The organism is Acidiferrobacterales bacterium (assembly GCA_028820695.1).
Taxonomy (GTDB): domain Bacteria; phylum Pseudomonadota; class Gammaproteobacteria; order Arenicellales; family JAJDZL01; genus JAJDZL01.
This window is the reverse complement of the sequence record JAPPIB010000008.1, coordinates 21,316-37,829: the sequence shown is the minus strand read 5'-3', so window position 1 is coordinate 37,829 and position 16,514 is coordinate 21,316. Positions and strand designations below refer to the sequence as shown.

The following is a 16,514-nucleotide window of genomic DNA, read 5'->3' as shown; positions in this document are numbered from 1 at the left end:
CGCCAATTCATCACCTGAGCTGAGTTCCCGGTAGCTTCTGCCTCGTCTCGATCGAACTGTCTGTATGAGCACTGGCGAGCCCCGCGAATCCCAATCGCAACCGCGAGGAACCGGCAAACTCCTCAAGTCGACCGCTGCATTCGGTTCGATGACTGTGGTCTCCAGAATCACCGGATTGATCCGTGATATTGTCTTTGCGCAATTGATGGGCAGCACCTATATTGCTGACGCGTTTTTTGTCGCGTTCAGAATTCCGAATTTCTTCCGGAGAATATTCGGTGAGGGCGCGTTTTCGGCGGCTTTTGTACCCGTCTATACCCAGCAGCAGGCGACTTCGAACCAGTCGGAAGTCCAGGGGTTTCTTGATTTGGTCACAGGCAGGTTGGCGGCGGTGCTGATCATCCTGTCGGCTGTGGGTGTCATATTCTCACCGCTTGTCATTTCGATACTCGCACCGGGTTTTCGCGGTGACATCGATAAGTTCCAGTTAACAGTTGACAGTCTGCGACTCACCTTCCCCTATGTACTCTTTGTCTGCCTGGTCGCGCTCAGTGCCGGGATTCTGAATACACATGGACGATTCGCGGCACCGGCCGCAACGCCGATCCTGCTCAATGTATCGCTGATCGCGTCGGCCCTGTGGCTGACCGGTGTGACTCAGAATGCTGCGATCGCGCTTTCGATCGGCGTACTGGGTGCCGGGGTGGTCCAGTTTCTGTTTCAACTGCCTTTCCTTATCGGAATCGGAAAACTGCCTAGACCGCGATTACGGAGAAAAATCCAGGGCGATGCCGAACAGGGTGCAAAGGAAGTCTACCGTTTGATGCTGCCGGCGGTATTCGGAGCGTCTGTAGCCCAGGTCAACCTGATCGTGAACACCTTCATTGCATCCTTCCTGATCACCGGCAGCGTATCGTGGCTTTACTATTCGGATCGGCTGATGGAATTTCCACTCGGTGTTTTCGGTGTCGCGCTCGGTTCGGTGATTTTGCCGCGCTTGGCGAAAGAACATGTGGATACCGCTTATCAGGAGTTCTCGCGGGTGTTGGACTGGGGGATGCGGTGGAGTCTGCTGATTGGGCTTCCGTCGACGGTTGCCTTGAGTGTACTGGCGGAAGAAATCATTGCGACACTTTTCTTTCACGGCGCGTTCACCCAAACCGATGTGGTCATGTCCGCGCGGGCATTGGTTGCATTCAGTATAGGTCTGACCGCGCTGATCGCAGTGCGTGTACTCTCGCCTGGATTCTTTGCCCGCAACGATACCAAGACACCGGTACGGGCGGGTGCGATTGCAATGGTGGTCAACGCGATCCTGGCAGTCGTGCTTGCGATTGCTTTCCAGCATGTGGGATTGGCGGCAGCGATATCGATTGCGGCATTTGTGAACGCAGGGTTGCTGTATCGTTGGCTCCGACGTGATCGGGTGTACAGTCCCGAAAGTGGCTGGTCGATGTTTATCTTCCGTGTCGCAACCGCCTCACTTATAATGGGACTTGCATTGTGGTGGTTATCGCCGGGTCTGGCATTTTGGCTGGATTACGGGGTGGCCGAGCGGGTTTTTCGTCTGCTTGGTTATGTAGCGATCGGTGCAGCCCTCTACGCAATATCGCTGCTTGCGCTCGGCATCAGAATCCACCAGTTGGTAAAGAATGAAAACCGCTAGTTCAACAGTCTTTCAGATCGGTTCACCGGACTCTCCCAGGTATTTCACTCTCGCCGAAGCCAATCAGGCACTGCCACTCGTCAAGCAGATCACCCGCGATTCGTACGAGGAGCTTGAGATCATCAAGAAGAAACTTCGCAATTTCGTTCCAAGCGACCCGCGAGTGGTTTACGTAGAGCGGCAATACGAGGAGGTTGTAAAGAAGTGGATTTCCAAGCTGGAGCGGCTCGGTCTGGTGGTCAAGGGTCTGTGGCTGGTCGATTTTGATACCGGGGACGGTTATCTTTGCTGGAAATATCCGGAGCTGGAGGTGTCGCATTATCACAACTATACCGGTGGATTTGCTGCGCGCCGGCCGGTTTCCGAAATCATCGAGGAAATTCACCCGAACTGGGCGTGACGGCATCGGTTTCTGCGTTGCGGTTGCCGAAGATGAGGTCCGATTGAATGGAATTTATTCGCGGTGCGCATAACATCACTTCCCGTCATCATGGATGTGTCGCGTCTGTCGGCAACTATGACGGCTTGCATCCGGGACATCGACAGGTGATCCAGTCCCTGTCGCGCAAAGGATGCGAGTTCGGCCTGCCGGTGACGATCGTGAGTTTTGAACCCCATCCGCTGGAATTTTTTGTACCTCATGCCGCTCCGCCGAGACTGATGACGGTCCGCGAGAAGCTTGAGGGTCTGAGCAAACTGAACGTGGATCGGTTCTTGTGCCTGACTTTTGACCATCGACTTGCGAACACCGAACCCGAGGCTTTCGTTGAGGACCTGCTGGTTGGCAAGCTCGGCGTGCGTCACATTGTGGTTGGCGATGACTTTCGATTCGGCAGAAACCGGCGCGGAGATTTTGAGATGCTTGCAAGGCTCGGTCGAAAGTTCGACATGGAAGTTGTCAGGACAGAATCATTCATGGTCGGCGACGAGCGTGTCAGTTCTTCACGCATACGCGAGTGCCTGGCATCCGGGAACCTGATCCATGCCAACCGGTTGCTGGGTGAGGACTATTCACTGTCAGGCAGAATAGTACGCGGTGACGGAAACGGCAGGGGGTGGGGATTCGCGACGGCCAATGTCCAGATCAAGAATTCCAAACCCGCCCTGCAGGGAATTTTCGTAGTCAGGGCCGATCTCGGGGATGGGTCATGGCTGCCGGGAGTCGCCAGTCTGGGTACCCGACCGACAGTTGATGGATCAAAGTTTGTGCTGGAAGTGCATCTGCTGGATTTCGATAAGGACATCTACGGTCGTCGCATGCGGGTCCGATTCCTGCAAAAGCTACGCGACGAGGTTCGGTTCAATTCGATCGAAACCATGTGTGAGCAGATTCAGCAGGATATTCTCAGGACCCGCGAGTATTTTGGAAACGAATGGTCACAGCGGGTTTCGTAGATTCTCGATTGTGCGATAATCTTGGCCTTGAAAATAGTTTTCATTGTGCGGGATGAATGACACCAGTCATGACCGTTTAGCCCGTGAAATCTTTGAAAATTCTCTTTGAGTACACCGCTATAGGAGGTGCTCAGTGAGAGTGCGGTGTTGCCCATACGCCGCTTTCAATCAATCCAATTTATGCGACTCGACGTTATATTGATTTGCGACTATTTGCCCGGAAGATTTACAATTGACTGAAACTAAATTTGGATGTTGAAATGTCTCAAATTCAGGAAGTAAGACTGCAAAACTTTCGTTGTTTTCACGCGAAACAATCAGTTCGTTTGACACCGCTCACCTTTTTGATTGGCGATAACAGTACGGGAAAAACTTCATTCCTTGCGGCAATGAAAGTCATCACCGACGTAGATTTTGTTCCCCAAAGCGTTCGCCATTCAAATGTTGATTTTAGGGTTCCATACGACTTGGGAGCATTTTCCGATGTCGTGCACCGCCCCAGCGGCCAAGAGGACAACAAAGCTCCAAAAGGAGCTATATGAGAAATGGAGATGTTCCTCTTGAAACCATATGAAAAACAGCTCGTCCTCAACTGCAGTCGGTAGGGATTAATCTTGAAAAGTTTTGTTCTACCGGCAGTTTCCCATTATCTGAATGACAATTCGCAATGAACTACAAAGAAACGATCAATCTTCCGAAGACTGATTTTCCCATGCGCGCCAATCTCGCCAAGCGGGAACCGGACATACTTGCGTTCTGGGATTCGATCGATCTGTACCGCTGTCTGCGGGAAGCCGGAAAAGGCCGCGAGAAGTGGGTGCTGCATGATGGGCCGCCCTATGCCAATGGCGCATTGCATATCGGGCATGCGGTTAACAAAATCCTTAAGGACGTTATCGTCAAGTCCAAGACTTTCGCAGGCTACGATTCTCCCTATGTCCCCGGCTGGGATTGCCACGGCCTGCCGATCGAGCACGAAGTCGAAAAGAAGATAGGTCGGGAGATCTACCGTACAGACCCATCGGCGTTTCGCAAAGCCTGCCGGCAATTTGCCACGGAACAGATTGACATACAAAGAAACGGTTTCATCCGTATGGGTGTGATCGGAGATTGGTTCAACCCCTATCTGACCATGGACTACAAGACCGAGGCCAATGGCGTACGCGCCCTTGCCCGGATTATGGAAAACGGTCACATCGTACATGATCTGATGACGGTTTACTGGTGTTCGAACTGTGGTTCCGCGCTTGCGGAAGCTGAAGTGGAATTTCTGGACAAGAAGTCCGCGACGGTCGATGTCAGGATGGGGGCGATCGATCGAAGTGCTGTCATGCAAGTGTTCGACGCACAGCAGACCGATACTGATGACCTGCGTGTGAGTGCGGTAATCTGGACGACGACGGCATGGACACTGCCCGCTAATCGCGCAATCGCAGTGCATCCTGAATTCAGCTATAGTCTGGTGCGATGCGCCGTCAATTCAGGTGCGGACGAGTTTCTCATCCTGGCGAAAGAACTGGTGGCGTCATGCATGTCTCGTTATGGCGTCCAACAGTATGAGATTGTCGCTTCCGCGAGTGGAAGCGCGCTTGAGGGAATCGAGTTCGGTCATCCACTCGACGGAGCCGACAGACCTGTACCGACAGTTGTTGCTGAGCATGTAACCTTGGAAGCTGGAACCGGGTTGGTCCATACCGCGCCAGGTCACGGACAGGAGGATTTTGAACTGGGCAAGCGCAATGATCTGGAAATCTACAATCCTGTCGGTCCCGATGGCAAGTTCCTGTCCACCACCCCGCATGTTGCAGGACTGGCCGTCGACGACGGTGCGAAGGCAGTGACGGAGCTGCTTAAGTCGCGCGGCGGACTCATCTGCCATGATGTCATCGAACACAGCTATGCACATTGCTGGCGGCACAAGACCCCGATCATTTTCCGGGCGACACCCCAATGGTTCGTCAGTATGGAGCTCGCCGATCTGCGAGATACCGCATTGGAAGCCATCAGGAAAGTCCAGTGGGTGCCTCAGTGGGGTGAGGCCCGTATAGATGGCATGGTCAGAAACCGCCCGGATTGGTGTCTGTCGCGCCAGCGGGTGTGGGGAACACCGCTCACCTTATACACTCACAAGGAGACCGGTGAGCTTCATCCGGACATGCTTGAGATATTCGAGAGGGTGGCAAAAAAGATCGAACAAGGTGGGATCGACGCGTGGTTCGACCTGGATGATTCGGAATTTATCGGTGATGACGCGGGCGACTACGACAAGGTCACTGATGTACTTGACGTTTGGTTCGATTCCGGCGCGACGCACTACAGTGTGCTTGACGGTCGATCTGAACTGACCAATCCCGCCGGTATGTATCTGGAAGGGTCGGATCAGCATCGCGGGTGGTTTCAGTCAAGCCTGCTGGTCAGTGTTGCGATTACCGGAACCGCACCGTATCGTTCGGTGCTGACTCATGGATTCACCGTTGATGGCGAAGGTCGCAAGATGTCCAAGTCTGTCGGCAACATCATCAACCCCCAGGAAGTCATCGGCAAGCTGGGTGCGGACACACTGCGTCTTTGGGTTGCTTCGACCGAATATGAAGCAGAAATGGGTATTTCTCAGGAAATTCTCGTTCGCACGACCGATTCGTATCGACGCATACGCAACACCGCCAGATTCCTGGTCGGCAACCTGAACGGGTTCGAAGTGTCGGACTGTGTCACATGGGACGATATGCTGGAACTGGACCGTTGGGCGGTGCGAACCGCTATGGGACTGAATGATGAGATCCAGCACGCTTATGAAAATTATCGCTTTCACGTGATCTGCCAGAAAATTCATCGATTCTGCATCGTCGACATGGGCGGATTTTATCTGGATGTGATCAAGGACCGTCTGTACACAATGCCGCAGGACAGTCTGGGAAGAAAGTCGGCGCAGACAGCGATGTATCACATTCTTGAGGCCTTTGTCCGATGGCTTGCTCCGATTTTGAGTTTTACCGCTGAAGAGATCTGGAAGCATGTGCCCGGGACGCGCGAGCAATCCGTATTCCTGTCGCTGTGGTACGAAGGCTGGCCGAGCGCGGCTCGCAACGACGATGCGACGGAAATGGACTTCTGGCGCAAGGTGATTGAGATTCGCGAACAGGTCAATCGCCAGCTTGAGAGGAGTCGAAATTCAGGATTGATCGGTTCAGCACTGGCAGCTGAAGTCTCCCTGCACTGTTCGGAGCCGATCCGTGAGACGTTGACCCGACTGGGTGATGAGTTGCGTTTTGTAACCATCACGTCCAGCGCGTCGGTCGAGCCGGCAGATTCCATGAATGGCGCGGCTGAGCCGTCGGATATCGACGGGCTGGCGATTCAGGTGGCGAAATCCGAACACAGCAAGTGCGTTCGATGCTGGCATCAGACACCGGATGTCGGCGCAGATGAGCGCCATCCGGAGATTTGTCTCAGATGTGTATCCAATATTTCCGGACCCGGTGAGCAAAGACGATTTGCGTGATTCGGATCGAGACTGAACTTCGACCCGCACACTGATCCCCAACCTGACATGTCTGACACCCGGCTGCAGTTCAGTGAACGCAAGACACTGGGCATCCATCTCGGGTTGGCTTTGACTGTGCTGGTCGCGGATCAGATCACGAAAGTGCTGGTCCTGACCAATGCTGAGCCGTTCAGACCAATTCCAGTCACCGACTTTTTCAACATCTATCTGGTGTTCAACAAGGGTGCCGCATTCGGATTTCTTGCCGATTCCGATATTGATGCCAACACGCTTTTCCTGTTTGTGACCGTCGGAATCCTCGCTTTACTCCTGTACGTCCTCTGGGTTTCGAGGCCCGGGCGCAGCCAAGCTGTCACCGGCATATGGCTGATCATCGGCGGTGCGGCGGGCAATCTGGCTGATCGGATCGCGCATGGCCACGTAGTCGACTTTCTGGACTTTTACTATGCCAACTGGCATTACAGCACTTTCAATCTGGCGGATGCGTGCATTACAGCCGGAGCGGTCCTGATCGCGTTGGAGATATTCGGATTGCGAATACTGTTTCGGCGCAGTTGACCCCCAATTGTCTCAGGACAGATGCTTCTCCAGCTGATCCTGATAGGCAAAAACACCCGGCGTCCCGCCGGTGTGGATGAAAAGCAGATGCGAATCGGACGGGGACTGCTGTGCGCGCGAGAGAAAGGCTGCCATTGTCTTGCCGGAATAGGTTGGATCCAGGATAAGCCCCTCGCGTCGGGCGGCGCGCACAATGGCATCCCACACCGACGGACTGGCCTGTCCATAACCGGGACTGAAGACTTCGTCGGTCAGGACAAAGTCATCGTCCTGCAGACACGGGTCGAAATTCAGCATTGACACCAGTTTGCCGCAATGTGTCCGAATCCGGCTGACCTGCAAGTGCTTGTCGCGTCGGACACAGACCCCGGTCACCGGCATCTTGCATCCCAACGCTCTCAAGCCGAACAGCAGTCCTGCGTGCGTGCTGCCGCTACCTGACGCGACAAAAATCTCATCGATTCTCAGGTTCTGATCCCGAAGTTGCAGCACAATTTCCGCCGCGCCTCGAACGTATCCGAGCGCACCCAGGGGTTTGCGGCCGGGAGCCAGATGGATGACATAGGGCTTGTGACCTTGTGATCGGAGCCGGTCTGCGAGTTCCTCCAGTGCGGCATCGGCCGCGGTCTCGTTTTCGCCTTCCGAGAGATAGTGAAGCCGGGCCCCGAACAGTCGGTCCAGAAGAACATTTCCAGATGAATGATAAAAGTGAGATGAGGTGTCAACCCTTGATTCGAGCTGAATGTGACACTGCATTCCCAGTTTTGCGGCAAATCCTGCAGTGATTCGAGCGAAGTTTGACTGGACAGCACCGGTAATCAATACCGTATCGCAACCGTTTGCAAGAGCATCACCGAAATAATATTCCAGCTGCCGCACCTTGTTTCCTCCGAGAGCCGGGGAATTACAGTCGTCGCGTTTTACGAACAGCTTTGTCCCGCCGCAGTCGGCGGAAAGATTGGACAGGGATTCAAGCGCGGTGGGTTGCGAAAACACCACCGCGCGTGGGAAACCGATCAGGTCGTCGATCTGTGCCGCATCCACGTGCAGTGTCATGGACTGTGGCGCCGCGGCCTTGCCGAACACACGCTAAACAACCGCTTCACGTTTTTTTCGTCTCGACTGGATGAAGAGTACTCCAGCCAGCAAAACGAGAGCTGGAATATAGAAAATTTCCTTCGGCATCCGCTCGGCCGGCTGTTGGATATGGTCGATCACGACCGGATCATCTCCGTAGAAATCGAACAGGTCGCCGATCTTGATGAACAGGTCGGTTCCTACAAATGGTTCGTCAATACGCATCTGGCCATCCTCATTGATTACGGTCAGACCCGCATCGGTCAGCCGTTTTTCCGCTTCCTCCAAGTCGCCGAGAGGAACGAGTACAGTCGTACTGGTAGTCTCTCCGGTATCGAAATCAGGACCGCTGATAACCACTGACATGACTCCGTTTTGCGGGATGTCACGGACAATGTCGTAGACTTTGGTCGGCTCGACGCGCAGATGTGGCGGTTGTACCTGATCCAGCCAATAGCCCGGCCGGAACAGGGTAAATGCGATGAGCAGCAATAAAGCGGACTCCCCCAACCTGTTTCGGGTCAGCAGATATCTTTGGGTTGCCGACGCAAACAGCATCATTGCAATGACCGCAACGACAAAGACAACGATCGCCTTCACCGGTGAAACGTCGATCAGTAGCAAGTCGGTATTGAAAATGAACAGAAATGGCAGCAACGCGGTTCGGATGTCATACGCGAAGCCCTGGATGCCCGTCCTGATCGGGTCGCCTTTTGAAATTGCGGCGGCCGCAAAAGCGGCGAGTCCGACAGGTGGGGTGTCATCCGCCAGAATGCCAAAGTAAAAGACGAACAGATGGACTGCGATAACAGGAACAACCAGCCCGTTCTGGGCACCCAGCAACAGGATGACCGGCGCCATCAATGATGAGACGACGATATAGTTTGCGGTAGTCGGCAACCCCATCCCGAGAATGAGGCTCATGATCGCAACCAGTATGAGCATCGCGATCAGACTGCCGCCCGACAGGAACTCGACGAATTCGCCGACGACCTGATGTGCTCCAGTCAGTGAGACCGTTCCGACAATGATTCCGGCCGCTCCGGTGGCAACTGCAATGGCCACCATGTTGGTGGAGCCCGCAATCATTCCATCTTTCCATTCGGTCACGCCTCTTGTGAACTCCTGCGACAGATTGCCGGTCTTTCGGAACAGGGCCTTCAGGGGGTGCTGGGTTACGGCGACGATGGTGATCGCGACCATTGCCCAGAATGCGGAGAATGAAGGTGAGAGTCGTTCGAGCACGATACACCAGATCAGTATGACGATCGGCAAAATGTAATACAGGCCGGTGATCGCGGTCGCGCCGGCTCGGGGAAGTTCCGTAATCGGCGCATCCGGTGCGTCAACCGTGAGGTCATCTTTTTTCGAGGCATACCAGATCAGAGCCAGATAGACAACCGAGCACAATATGACTACAACAGTGAAGGATGCTGCCGGAAATGCATGCTTGATCCAGCCCATTCCAAAGTAGACTGCAAGTCCGAGCAAGGCGATAAAGATGAAACCACCCAGAAATCCAATGATTTTCATCATCAGTGTCAGTGATGACGGTGGTTTTGGCAATCCTTTCAGATTGAGTTTCAGCGACTCAAGGTGAACGATATAAACCAGTGCGATGTAGGACACCAGTGCCGGAACGAGGGCGTGCTTGATGATTTCGGTATAACTGATTCCGGTGAATTCGGCGATCAGGAATGCCGCTGCCCCCATAACCGGCGGAGTGAGCTGTCCATTGGTGGAGGATGCGACTTCAACCGCTCCGGCCTTTTCCGCAGAAAGGCCTGTGCGCTTCATCAGGGGAATGGTGAACGTGCCGGTGGTCACGGTATTTGCAATCGATGATCCGGAATAAAGACCACTCATAGCGGATGCGAGCACCGCAGCCTTCGCCGGACCACCGCGCAGGTGCCCAAGCAGTGCAAAAGCCACCTTGATGAAGAAATTTCCGGCACCGGACTTCTCCAGAATCGACCCGAACAGAACGAACAGGAATATGAGCGAGGCGGATACTCCGAGTGCGACACCGAACACTCCCTCGTTCTGCATCCAGTAGTGCCACATGGCCTTGCCGTACGATGCGCCTTTCCACTGCACCGTATCCGGCAGAAATTCTGCATTGCCGAAGAATACGTAGAGAACAAAAACTGATGCGACAATTAAAAGCGGCAGTCCAAGTGCACGAAAAACCGTGATTCCGAGCATGATCATGCCAATTGTCGAGACGATGAGATCGCCGGTAGTCGGCAGTCCCGCCCTTACTGCAATCTCATTGCGCAGAACGACAATGTAGAGACAGGAAACAACTCCGAGAACGATCAGTATCCAGTCGTACCATGGAATGTGGGACTTCGGACTGGACTTGAGCAAAGGAAACGACATTGTCGCCAGTACAAAGGCGAACGCCAGATGAATCAACCGCGCATTCGCGCTGGTTACCACCAGGGGAATTCCCGTAACTTCAGTGAGGAAGAATGGAAAATTCGATGAGATGTAAATCTGGAACAGTGCCCAGATGAACGCGATAATCAGTATCAGGCGGCCTTGCCAGCCGGTGGCTGCTCGTGATCCGGTATCGGCACTGGCAAGCAATTCTTGTGCCGACACACTTTGTTTCTTGTCTGTATTCATACTGGCTCAGTCTGTGAGTGCGCAATCTGCAATAGCAAACCGGAGGAGATCTTGCAATCTCCTCCGGTTGTCGGACCTTCCGGTTACATCCAGCCTCTTTCCTTGTAGTACTGTGCTGCGCCGTCGTGGAGAGGTGCGGACAGCGAATCGGAAATCATTTCCTCAGGTTTCAGATTGGCGAATGCGGGGTGAAGTTTCTTGAAGTCTTCGAAATTCTCAAAAACTGCCTTGACAACAACGTAGACGACTTCAGCTGGAACATCGGCACTGGTGACAAAAGTCGCGCCGACACCAAAGGTACTGATGTCTGATTCGTTGTTATACATGCCTGCCGGTATTGTGGCAGTTCGATAGTACGAATTGTCGGCGACCAGCTTGTCGATCTCAGCGCCGGTTGCGTTGACCAGGTGTGTCGCACAGGTCGACAGCGACTCCTGGGTCAAGGCGGACGGATGTCCGACCAGCCAGAAATATGCGTCAATCTTGCGGTCGCAGACTGCCTGACCGGTTTCAGCCGACTTCATTTCTGCTGCGAGTTTCAGATCGCTTCGACTCCAACCCATCGCTTCTTCGATCACTTCCCAGGTGCCGCGTGTGCCCGAACCGGGATTTCCGATGTTTACGCGCATGCCCTTGAGGTCCGAAATGTTTTGGATTCCGGAGTCATCGTGTGCGATGATCGTAACAGGTTCGGGATGAACCGAAAAGACAGCTCTCAGTCCCTCGAACATTCCTTGGTCCTCAAACTTTGAGGTTCCATGGTATGCATGGAATTGCCAGTCCGACTGTGCAACTCCAAATTCCAACTCGCCTGAACGGACATTGTTGATGTTGTATATCGAGCCGCCGGTTGATTCTGCGGAACAGCGAATGCCATGGTCCTTGCGGTTCTTGTTGACCAGTCTGCAGATCGCTCCGCCTGTCGGATAGTACACACCTGTCACGCCGCCAGTTCCGATGCTGACGAACTGCTGTTGACTCTGTGCTGGAATGATGCCTGCCGTCAATGTCATGCACAGTGATGCGGCAATAGCGACAAAAGTTTTCTTCATGGTGGGGTTGCCTCCTTCAGAGAAATATAACTAAATGGTAGAGCTATGAATTGTAAATCAAATTGCTGTCAGTCATTGGTTCACCGACCAGTATTCTGCCCACAGTGTTGTTGTCGAGGTATTTCCTGTCGGTTCCATGCCGTTAAGCCACTTCGGAATGATGAAGGAAGAAGAGCGGTAGTACAGTGGTATGACTGGAAGGTCCGCAATGTAGTGATTCTGGATCTGAGCGAACAGCATCAATCGTTTTTCCCGATCCAGGGTGACTTCCACCTCATCGATCAGGCGATCAACCTCAGGGTTTCGGTAGCCTGGGAAATTTGTACCCACCCAACTGTTTTCCTCAGTTGGAATCTCGGTCGAGTGCAAGGTGGTTCTCGGTGAGCTTTCCGGGTCGCTGACCCATGCATACATCGCCAGTCCCGGATATTGTCGCTTGGCGACTGTTTCGCCGAAGAACACCCGAGCCGGTTCATTGCGCACCCGAACGTCGATTCCGACCTGTTTCCACTGAATTTGCAGAATCTGTTGAACAGCCTCCCTGACCCGGGACCCGGACGTTGTTCCGAATTCAAGCAGCAGGGGTTCACCGTCACTGTTGTGGCGCGGACCTTCGTCCGACTCCGTCCAGGCCCGATCACCCTCAGAGGGTGCCGCCTTGACCCAGCCGGCTTCGCTCAGCAGTTGTGACGCTTGTTCGGGGTCATAGGCGTATTTCTTGATGTCCTGGTTGTAGATCGAGTCGAGAGGACTCACAAAACTGTCAGCAACCGGTTGCTGCCCGCCGAACAGCTGCTGGCTGATTGCCTGGCGGTCAATGGCGTAGATCAGAGCCATTCGAATACGGTGGTCCGCCAATATGGGGTTGTCAAGATTCAAGTCGATGTGTTCATAGATCAGGCCGGGCCGGAAGATGAAGTCGAAATCATCCGGGTGACGCTTTTGGATTGCGAGCGCCTGATCCAAAGTGACGCCAAGCCTGCCTGAGATATAGTCAACTGATCCCGACAGCAAATTGGCTTCCAGCGCGGCAGTGTTCTCGATAATCCTGATGATGATTTTTGAGAAATGGGGAGCCTTGCCATACCAGGTGTCGTTTCGCACCAATTCAATATATGCGCCAGGCTCGACCTTGGAGATTCGATAGGGCCCGAAGTACAGTCCGGGGTTGTAGGTATCGTTGTCGTATATATTCCTGTTCCTGTACTCAGCCGGCGCGGCGTATACCGCGCGGTCTATGTGCTCCGGGACAAGGTAGAGATCAAGCGCGTTGTACTTGTAGTCGATGCGATCCATATGCAGAGTGAAGGTCTTGTCATCAGCGACTTCAACGGACAATACCCGGCGATAGAATTCGGCGCCCAGAACTCCGGTTGCCGGATTCTTGCCAACTTCAATCGTATGCTCGACATCCCGCGTGGTGACGGGTGTTCCGTCACCCCAGGTCGCATCCGGCTGTATTGTGAAGGTCACCGCAATGCCCTGTTTGCCATCTCCCAGATCAGTCAGCCTTGCACCGCCGTTTTCCATCGTGGGCAACTGTGTACACAGCATGCAGACAAGATTCCAATCCTTGTCGTAGGCGGTGAAGGGGCGCATCGTGAAGTTGAGCGCGTAGTACTTTGCTGTCATGGCCTCGAAATTGGGGTGAAATGACGCTGGAAATTGAGACATTCCAATGATCAGCGTATCTTTCTGGGAAGCCGGTACTGGCGGTGCTGCCACAATCAGTATGGCGACTCCCAGAATCAGCGAGCGGATTGTTTTGTACGACATGACGGACCCTCGGGTGTTGGATCGAATTGTTGGATTATTATACGTGTGTATTCAAACGGTGATTTCGAATGGGTGTATGAAGATCAAGGCGGGCATGAGGATAGGAATCAGCAGCTGTCTGATCGGCGAATCAGTCCGCTATGATGGCGGCCACAAGCGAATCCGGACGATCATTGACACACTCGCACCGGTTGCGGAACTGTTGCCGACCTGTCCTGAAGTGGAGTTGGGTATGGGCATTCCAAGGCCACCGCTCATACTGGTTGAAGGCATGCCGGGAGAATTGCGCATGGTTACCGCAAGCGGTGAAGGGCAGGACTATACCGAGCGGATGGCAGATCTTGCAGCTGAAGTTCGCACCGACCGACTTGCCGGAATCAGCGGTTGCATTTTCAAGGCGAGGTCCCCAAGTTGCGGAGTCGGTGACGTTCCGGTCTTCAATCCACGCGGTGATATTGTGCGGACAAACTCCTTTGGTCTTTTTTCAGGCATCATTCAGCGGATGATGCCGAATCTTCCTGTCGCCGACGAAAACAGCCTCGCGATGGCGGCCGACATCCGTCAATTTGTCGAACGTGCGTTCGTCTTCAGGGCCTGGATTGACAATGCGATAGAGACGGACGAACAACTGAATCAGTTTCATCGACAGGTCCGTGAGCATGCAGCGGTGAGAAGTGCGAGTTTGGCCGAAGAACTTGATCAGATTGCAGCCTGCGTCCCAGACGAGGGATTGACTGCATGTTTCGAACGCTACTTCGCTTTATTGATGAGTGGTCTTAAAACGCCCCCGATTCATGCAGGTCGGGCCAATTCCTTACATGCGAAAATCGAGCGTACTTGTGCGGCGGTGCGCGGCGCAGGCTTGCGCGGGGACGATATGCAAGACTGTTCATTGCGATGAATGAACGGATTGGGGGCTGTTCGACTTTGGTCGGACAGGTGAGAATCCCCAAGGTGTCAGACGTGCTCCAGACAATTTGCAAGGTTCATGGAATTGCCGCAATGTCATTCGCTCCCGCCTTGCTCCGGTGTGTCTCATTTGGCGATCTCAGGTTGCGGCTATGATGTCAAGCGGTATCAGCCATCCGAATCGTGTGCTGGACCAGCATTTTTACGAATTCTTCTTGAGTCCAACTGCAGCGATCGAGCAGGAATTTCTCTCCAATTACCGGTCTTTTGTGTCCATCGGATCAATCGCTGAATTCCCTGATACTGGTTGATCCTCCCCGATTACTTCGACCTGGGATGAAATATTGTTTTTGTGTGTGGGTTCGTGCCTCATTGGCTGCAAAGCCTCATTTCCAATGAGCCAGGGTACATACTTGCTTATGGCTGCAACAATACGATATAAGGGCATTTTTGATACGATGCATTCGGCATCATACTGGAAAGTAGCAAGTTTGGAAAAAATTGGAGGAAGAATTCGATGAAGCGAATCATAAGTTTAGTCATTGCGTCGGTAATACCATTGGCATCAGTGTCTAATGCACAAGCTGACGAGACATGCATGTCTCCGTATATCGCCAAGATTACCGGTCAGGAAGACTACGTATATGTCTGGACACTGGGAGTCGAAGGTGTTGGAGACGAGCAGGACAAGTTGGTCACGATAGATGCAAATCCAAGTTCCGAGTCTTATGGCTCGGTGGTCAATGTCCTGTCGGTCGGCGGTCGAAATGAGGCACATCATTCAGGACTGTCGGATGACCGCAAGTACCTCTGGGCGGGCGGTCTGGATACCAATCAGATTTTTATATTCGACATTCACAGCGATCCGCGCAAGCCGACTCTGCACAAGGTTGTTACTGATTTCACAGAGAAGTCCGGTGGATTGGTCGGGCCGCATACGTTCTATGCGCTGCCTGGTCGCATGATGGTCACCGCACTGTCCAATAATGTGGATCATGGCGGGCGTACCGGAATGGCAGAATACAACAATGCCGGCGAATATGTCGCGACCCATTGGATGCCAACGGACTCCGATTTGCGCGGTGCTGTCAAGTCAGGCCAGTTTGCTGATGGATACGGCTACGATGTTCGTGTGAAGGCAGACCTGAACATCATGTTGACCTCCTCCTTCACCGGCTGGTCGAACTACATGATGGACTTCGGTCAGATGTTGCAGGATGGTGCGGCGATGAAACGATTCGGGAACACCATGATTGTGTGGGACATGCATGCGAGAAAGCCCAAAAAGGTGCTTGATGTTCCGGGTACACCGCTCGAGATCCGCTGTGCCTGGGGTGCGGACAATCGATACTGTTTCACCAGTACAGCATTGACCTCTCAAATCTGGCTGATCTACGAAGACGATCAGGGTGAGTGGCAAGCCAAAGCGGTAGCCGACATAGGCGATCCCTCATCGGTACCGTTGCCAGTTGACATTTCCATCACATCCGATGACAAGGGTCTGTGGGTCGATACTTTCCTTGAGGGGAAGGCACGATATTTTGACATCTCGGATCCACATGCGCCAAAGCAGACATACGAGGAAGTGATCGGCAAGCAAATCAATATGGTGTCGCAGAGCTGGGACGGCGAACGGGTTTATTTCTCAAGCTCGCTGTTGGGCAATTGGGACAAGCTCGGAGATGATGATGAGCAGTATGTAAAGCTTTATCATTGGGATGGCGAAAAACTGACGCACAAGTGGACCGTCGACTTCTATGCGGAAGGACTCGGACGGGCTCACCAGATGCGGTTCGGCTCATACTCGATTTACGGGAAAGTCAACCCGAATTCCAAGTTTGCGAAAGTTGACGCAATCAGAGTCAACGGTGGATTGAACTGATCCGGTCCAGGATTGCCGTAAACCGATCGGAACAGCATTGAGATCAGAAGATCTCTTGGGGGC

The 16,514-nt window shown here is 53.4% G+C and carries 11 protein-coding genes and 1 pseudogene; 8 read left to right on the top strand and 4 right to left on the bottom strand.

From position 1 onward, the window contains the following. The first annotated feature begins 64 nt into the window (after positions 1–64). From murJ to lspA, 6 genes are all read left to right on the top strand, one after another. Positions 65–1,666 (top strand): murein biosynthesis integral membrane protein MurJ, encoded by a 1,602-nt coding sequence (murJ, locus tag OXI60_01075; protein ID MDE0308411.1) that lies wholly within the window; start codon positions 65–67, stop codon positions 1,664–1,666. Beyond that, positions 1,653–2,066, top strand: a complete 414-nt coding sequence (locus OXI60_01070) for a DUF2203 domain-containing protein (protein MDE0308410.1) — start codon at positions 1,653–1,655, stop codon at positions 2,064–2,066. Before murJ ends, OXI60_01070 begins: the two co-directional genes overlap by 14 nt. A gap of 47 nt (positions 2,067–2,113) precedes the next feature. Beyond that, entirely contained in the window at positions 2,114–3,061 is a 948-nt protein-coding gene (gene ribF, locus OXI60_01065) for a bifunctional riboflavin kinase/FAD synthetase (GenBank protein MDE0308409.1), read from the top strand. A gap of 260 nt (positions 3,062–3,321) precedes the next feature. Further along, a complete protein-coding gene (locus OXI60_01060) occupies positions 3,322–3,603 on the top strand; it encodes an AAA family ATPase (GenBank protein MDE0308408.1) in 282 nt (93 codons plus the stop codon). Positions 3,604–3,728: 125 nt separating this feature from the next. Further along, on the top strand, positions 3,729–6,563 hold the full coding sequence (gene ileS, locus OXI60_01055) for an isoleucine--tRNA ligase (protein ID MDE0308407.1): 2,835 nt from the start codon (positions 3,729–3,731) through the stop codon (positions 6,561–6,563). A gap of 48 nt (positions 6,564–6,611) precedes the next feature. Then, positions 6,612–7,124: a signal peptidase II gene (gene lspA, locus OXI60_01050; GenBank protein MDE0308406.1), complete on the top strand. Its 513-nt coding sequence runs from the start codon at positions 6,612–6,614 to the stop codon at positions 7,122–7,124. Between the two features lie 12 nt (positions 7,125–7,136). Here lspA and OXI60_01045 read toward each other — a convergent pair whose 3' ends face one another. From OXI60_01045 to OXI60_01030, 4 genes are all read right to left on the bottom strand, one after another. Further along, complete coding sequence (locus tag OXI60_01045) at positions 7,137–8,210, bottom strand: D-cysteine desulfhydrase family protein (protein MDE0308405.1); 1,074 nt, start codon at positions 8,208–8,210, stop codon at positions 7,137–7,139. A gap of 3 nt (positions 8,211–8,213) precedes the next feature. Continuing rightward, positions 8,214–10,832: a TRAP transporter permease gene (locus tag OXI60_01040; GenBank protein ID MDE0308404.1), complete on the bottom strand. Its 2,619-nt coding sequence runs from the start codon at positions 10,830–10,832 to the stop codon at positions 8,214–8,216. A gap of 83 nt (positions 10,833–10,915) precedes the next feature. Next, the gene (locus tag OXI60_01035) at positions 10,916–11,884 is read right to left on the bottom strand and encodes a TAXI family TRAP transporter solute-binding subunit (GenBank protein MDE0308403.1); all 969 of its coding nucleotides are present in this window, start codon (positions 11,882–11,884) and stop codon (positions 10,916–10,918) included. A 72-nt stretch (positions 11,885–11,956) separates the two neighbouring features. Beyond that, the gene (locus OXI60_01030) at positions 11,957–13,660 is read right to left on the bottom strand and encodes a peptide ABC transporter substrate-binding protein (GenBank protein ID MDE0308402.1); all 1,704 of its coding nucleotides are present in this window, start codon (positions 13,658–13,660) and stop codon (positions 11,957–11,959) included. Between the two features lie 76 nt (positions 13,661–13,736). Between OXI60_01030 and OXI60_01025 the strand changes: the two genes are divergently transcribed. Together OXI60_01025 and OXI60_01020 are read left to right on the top strand one after the other, a co-directional pair. Next, on the top strand, positions 13,737–14,561 hold the full coding sequence (locus OXI60_01025) for a DUF523 domain-containing protein (protein ID MDE0308401.1): 825 nt from the start codon (positions 13,737–13,739) through the stop codon (positions 14,559–14,561). Between the two features lie 585 nt (positions 14,562–15,146). Beyond that, positions 15,147–16,382, top strand: a pseudogene (locus OXI60_01020) (selenium-binding protein). The last annotated feature ends 132 nt before the right edge of the window (positions 16,383–16,514 follow it).

What these genes read in the sequence shown, in the direction of transcription:
- ileS (MDE0308407.1), top strand. Translation starts at nt 3,729, where the DNA reads ATGAACTACAAAGAAACGATCAATCTTCCGAAGACTGATTTTCCCATG.
- OXI60_01025 (MDE0308401.1), top strand. Translation starts at nt 13,737, where the DNA reads ATGAAGATCAAGGCGGGCATGAGGATAGGAATCAGCAGCTGTCTGATC.
- OXI60_01040 (MDE0308404.1), bottom strand. Translation starts at nt 10,832, where the DNA reads ATGAATACAGACAAGAAACAAAGTGTGTCGGCACAAGAATTGCTTGCC.
- OXI60_01070 (MDE0308410.1), top strand. Translation starts at nt 1,653, where the DNA reads ATGAAAACCGCTAGTTCAACAGTCTTTCAGATCGGTTCACCGGACTCT.
- ribF (MDE0308409.1), top strand. Translation starts at nt 2,114, where the DNA reads ATGGAATTTATTCGCGGTGCGCATAACATCACTTCCCGTCATCATGGA.
- OXI60_01060 (MDE0308408.1), top strand. Translation starts at nt 3,322, where the DNA reads ATGTCTCAAATTCAGGAAGTAAGACTGCAAAACTTTCGTTGTTTTCAC.
- OXI60_01030 (MDE0308402.1), bottom strand. Translation starts at nt 13,660, where the DNA reads ATGTCGTACAAAACAATCCGCTCGCTGATTCTGGGAGTCGCCATACTG.
- murJ (MDE0308411.1), top strand. Translation starts at nt 65, where the DNA reads ATGAGCACTGGCGAGCCCCGCGAATCCCAATCGCAACCGCGAGGAACC.
- lspA (MDE0308406.1), top strand. Translation starts at nt 6,612, where the DNA reads ATGTCTGACACCCGGCTGCAGTTCAGTGAACGCAAGACACTGGGCATC.
- OXI60_01035 (MDE0308403.1), bottom strand. Translation starts at nt 11,884, where the DNA reads ATGAAGAAAACTTTTGTCGCTATTGCCGCATCACTGTGCATGACATTG.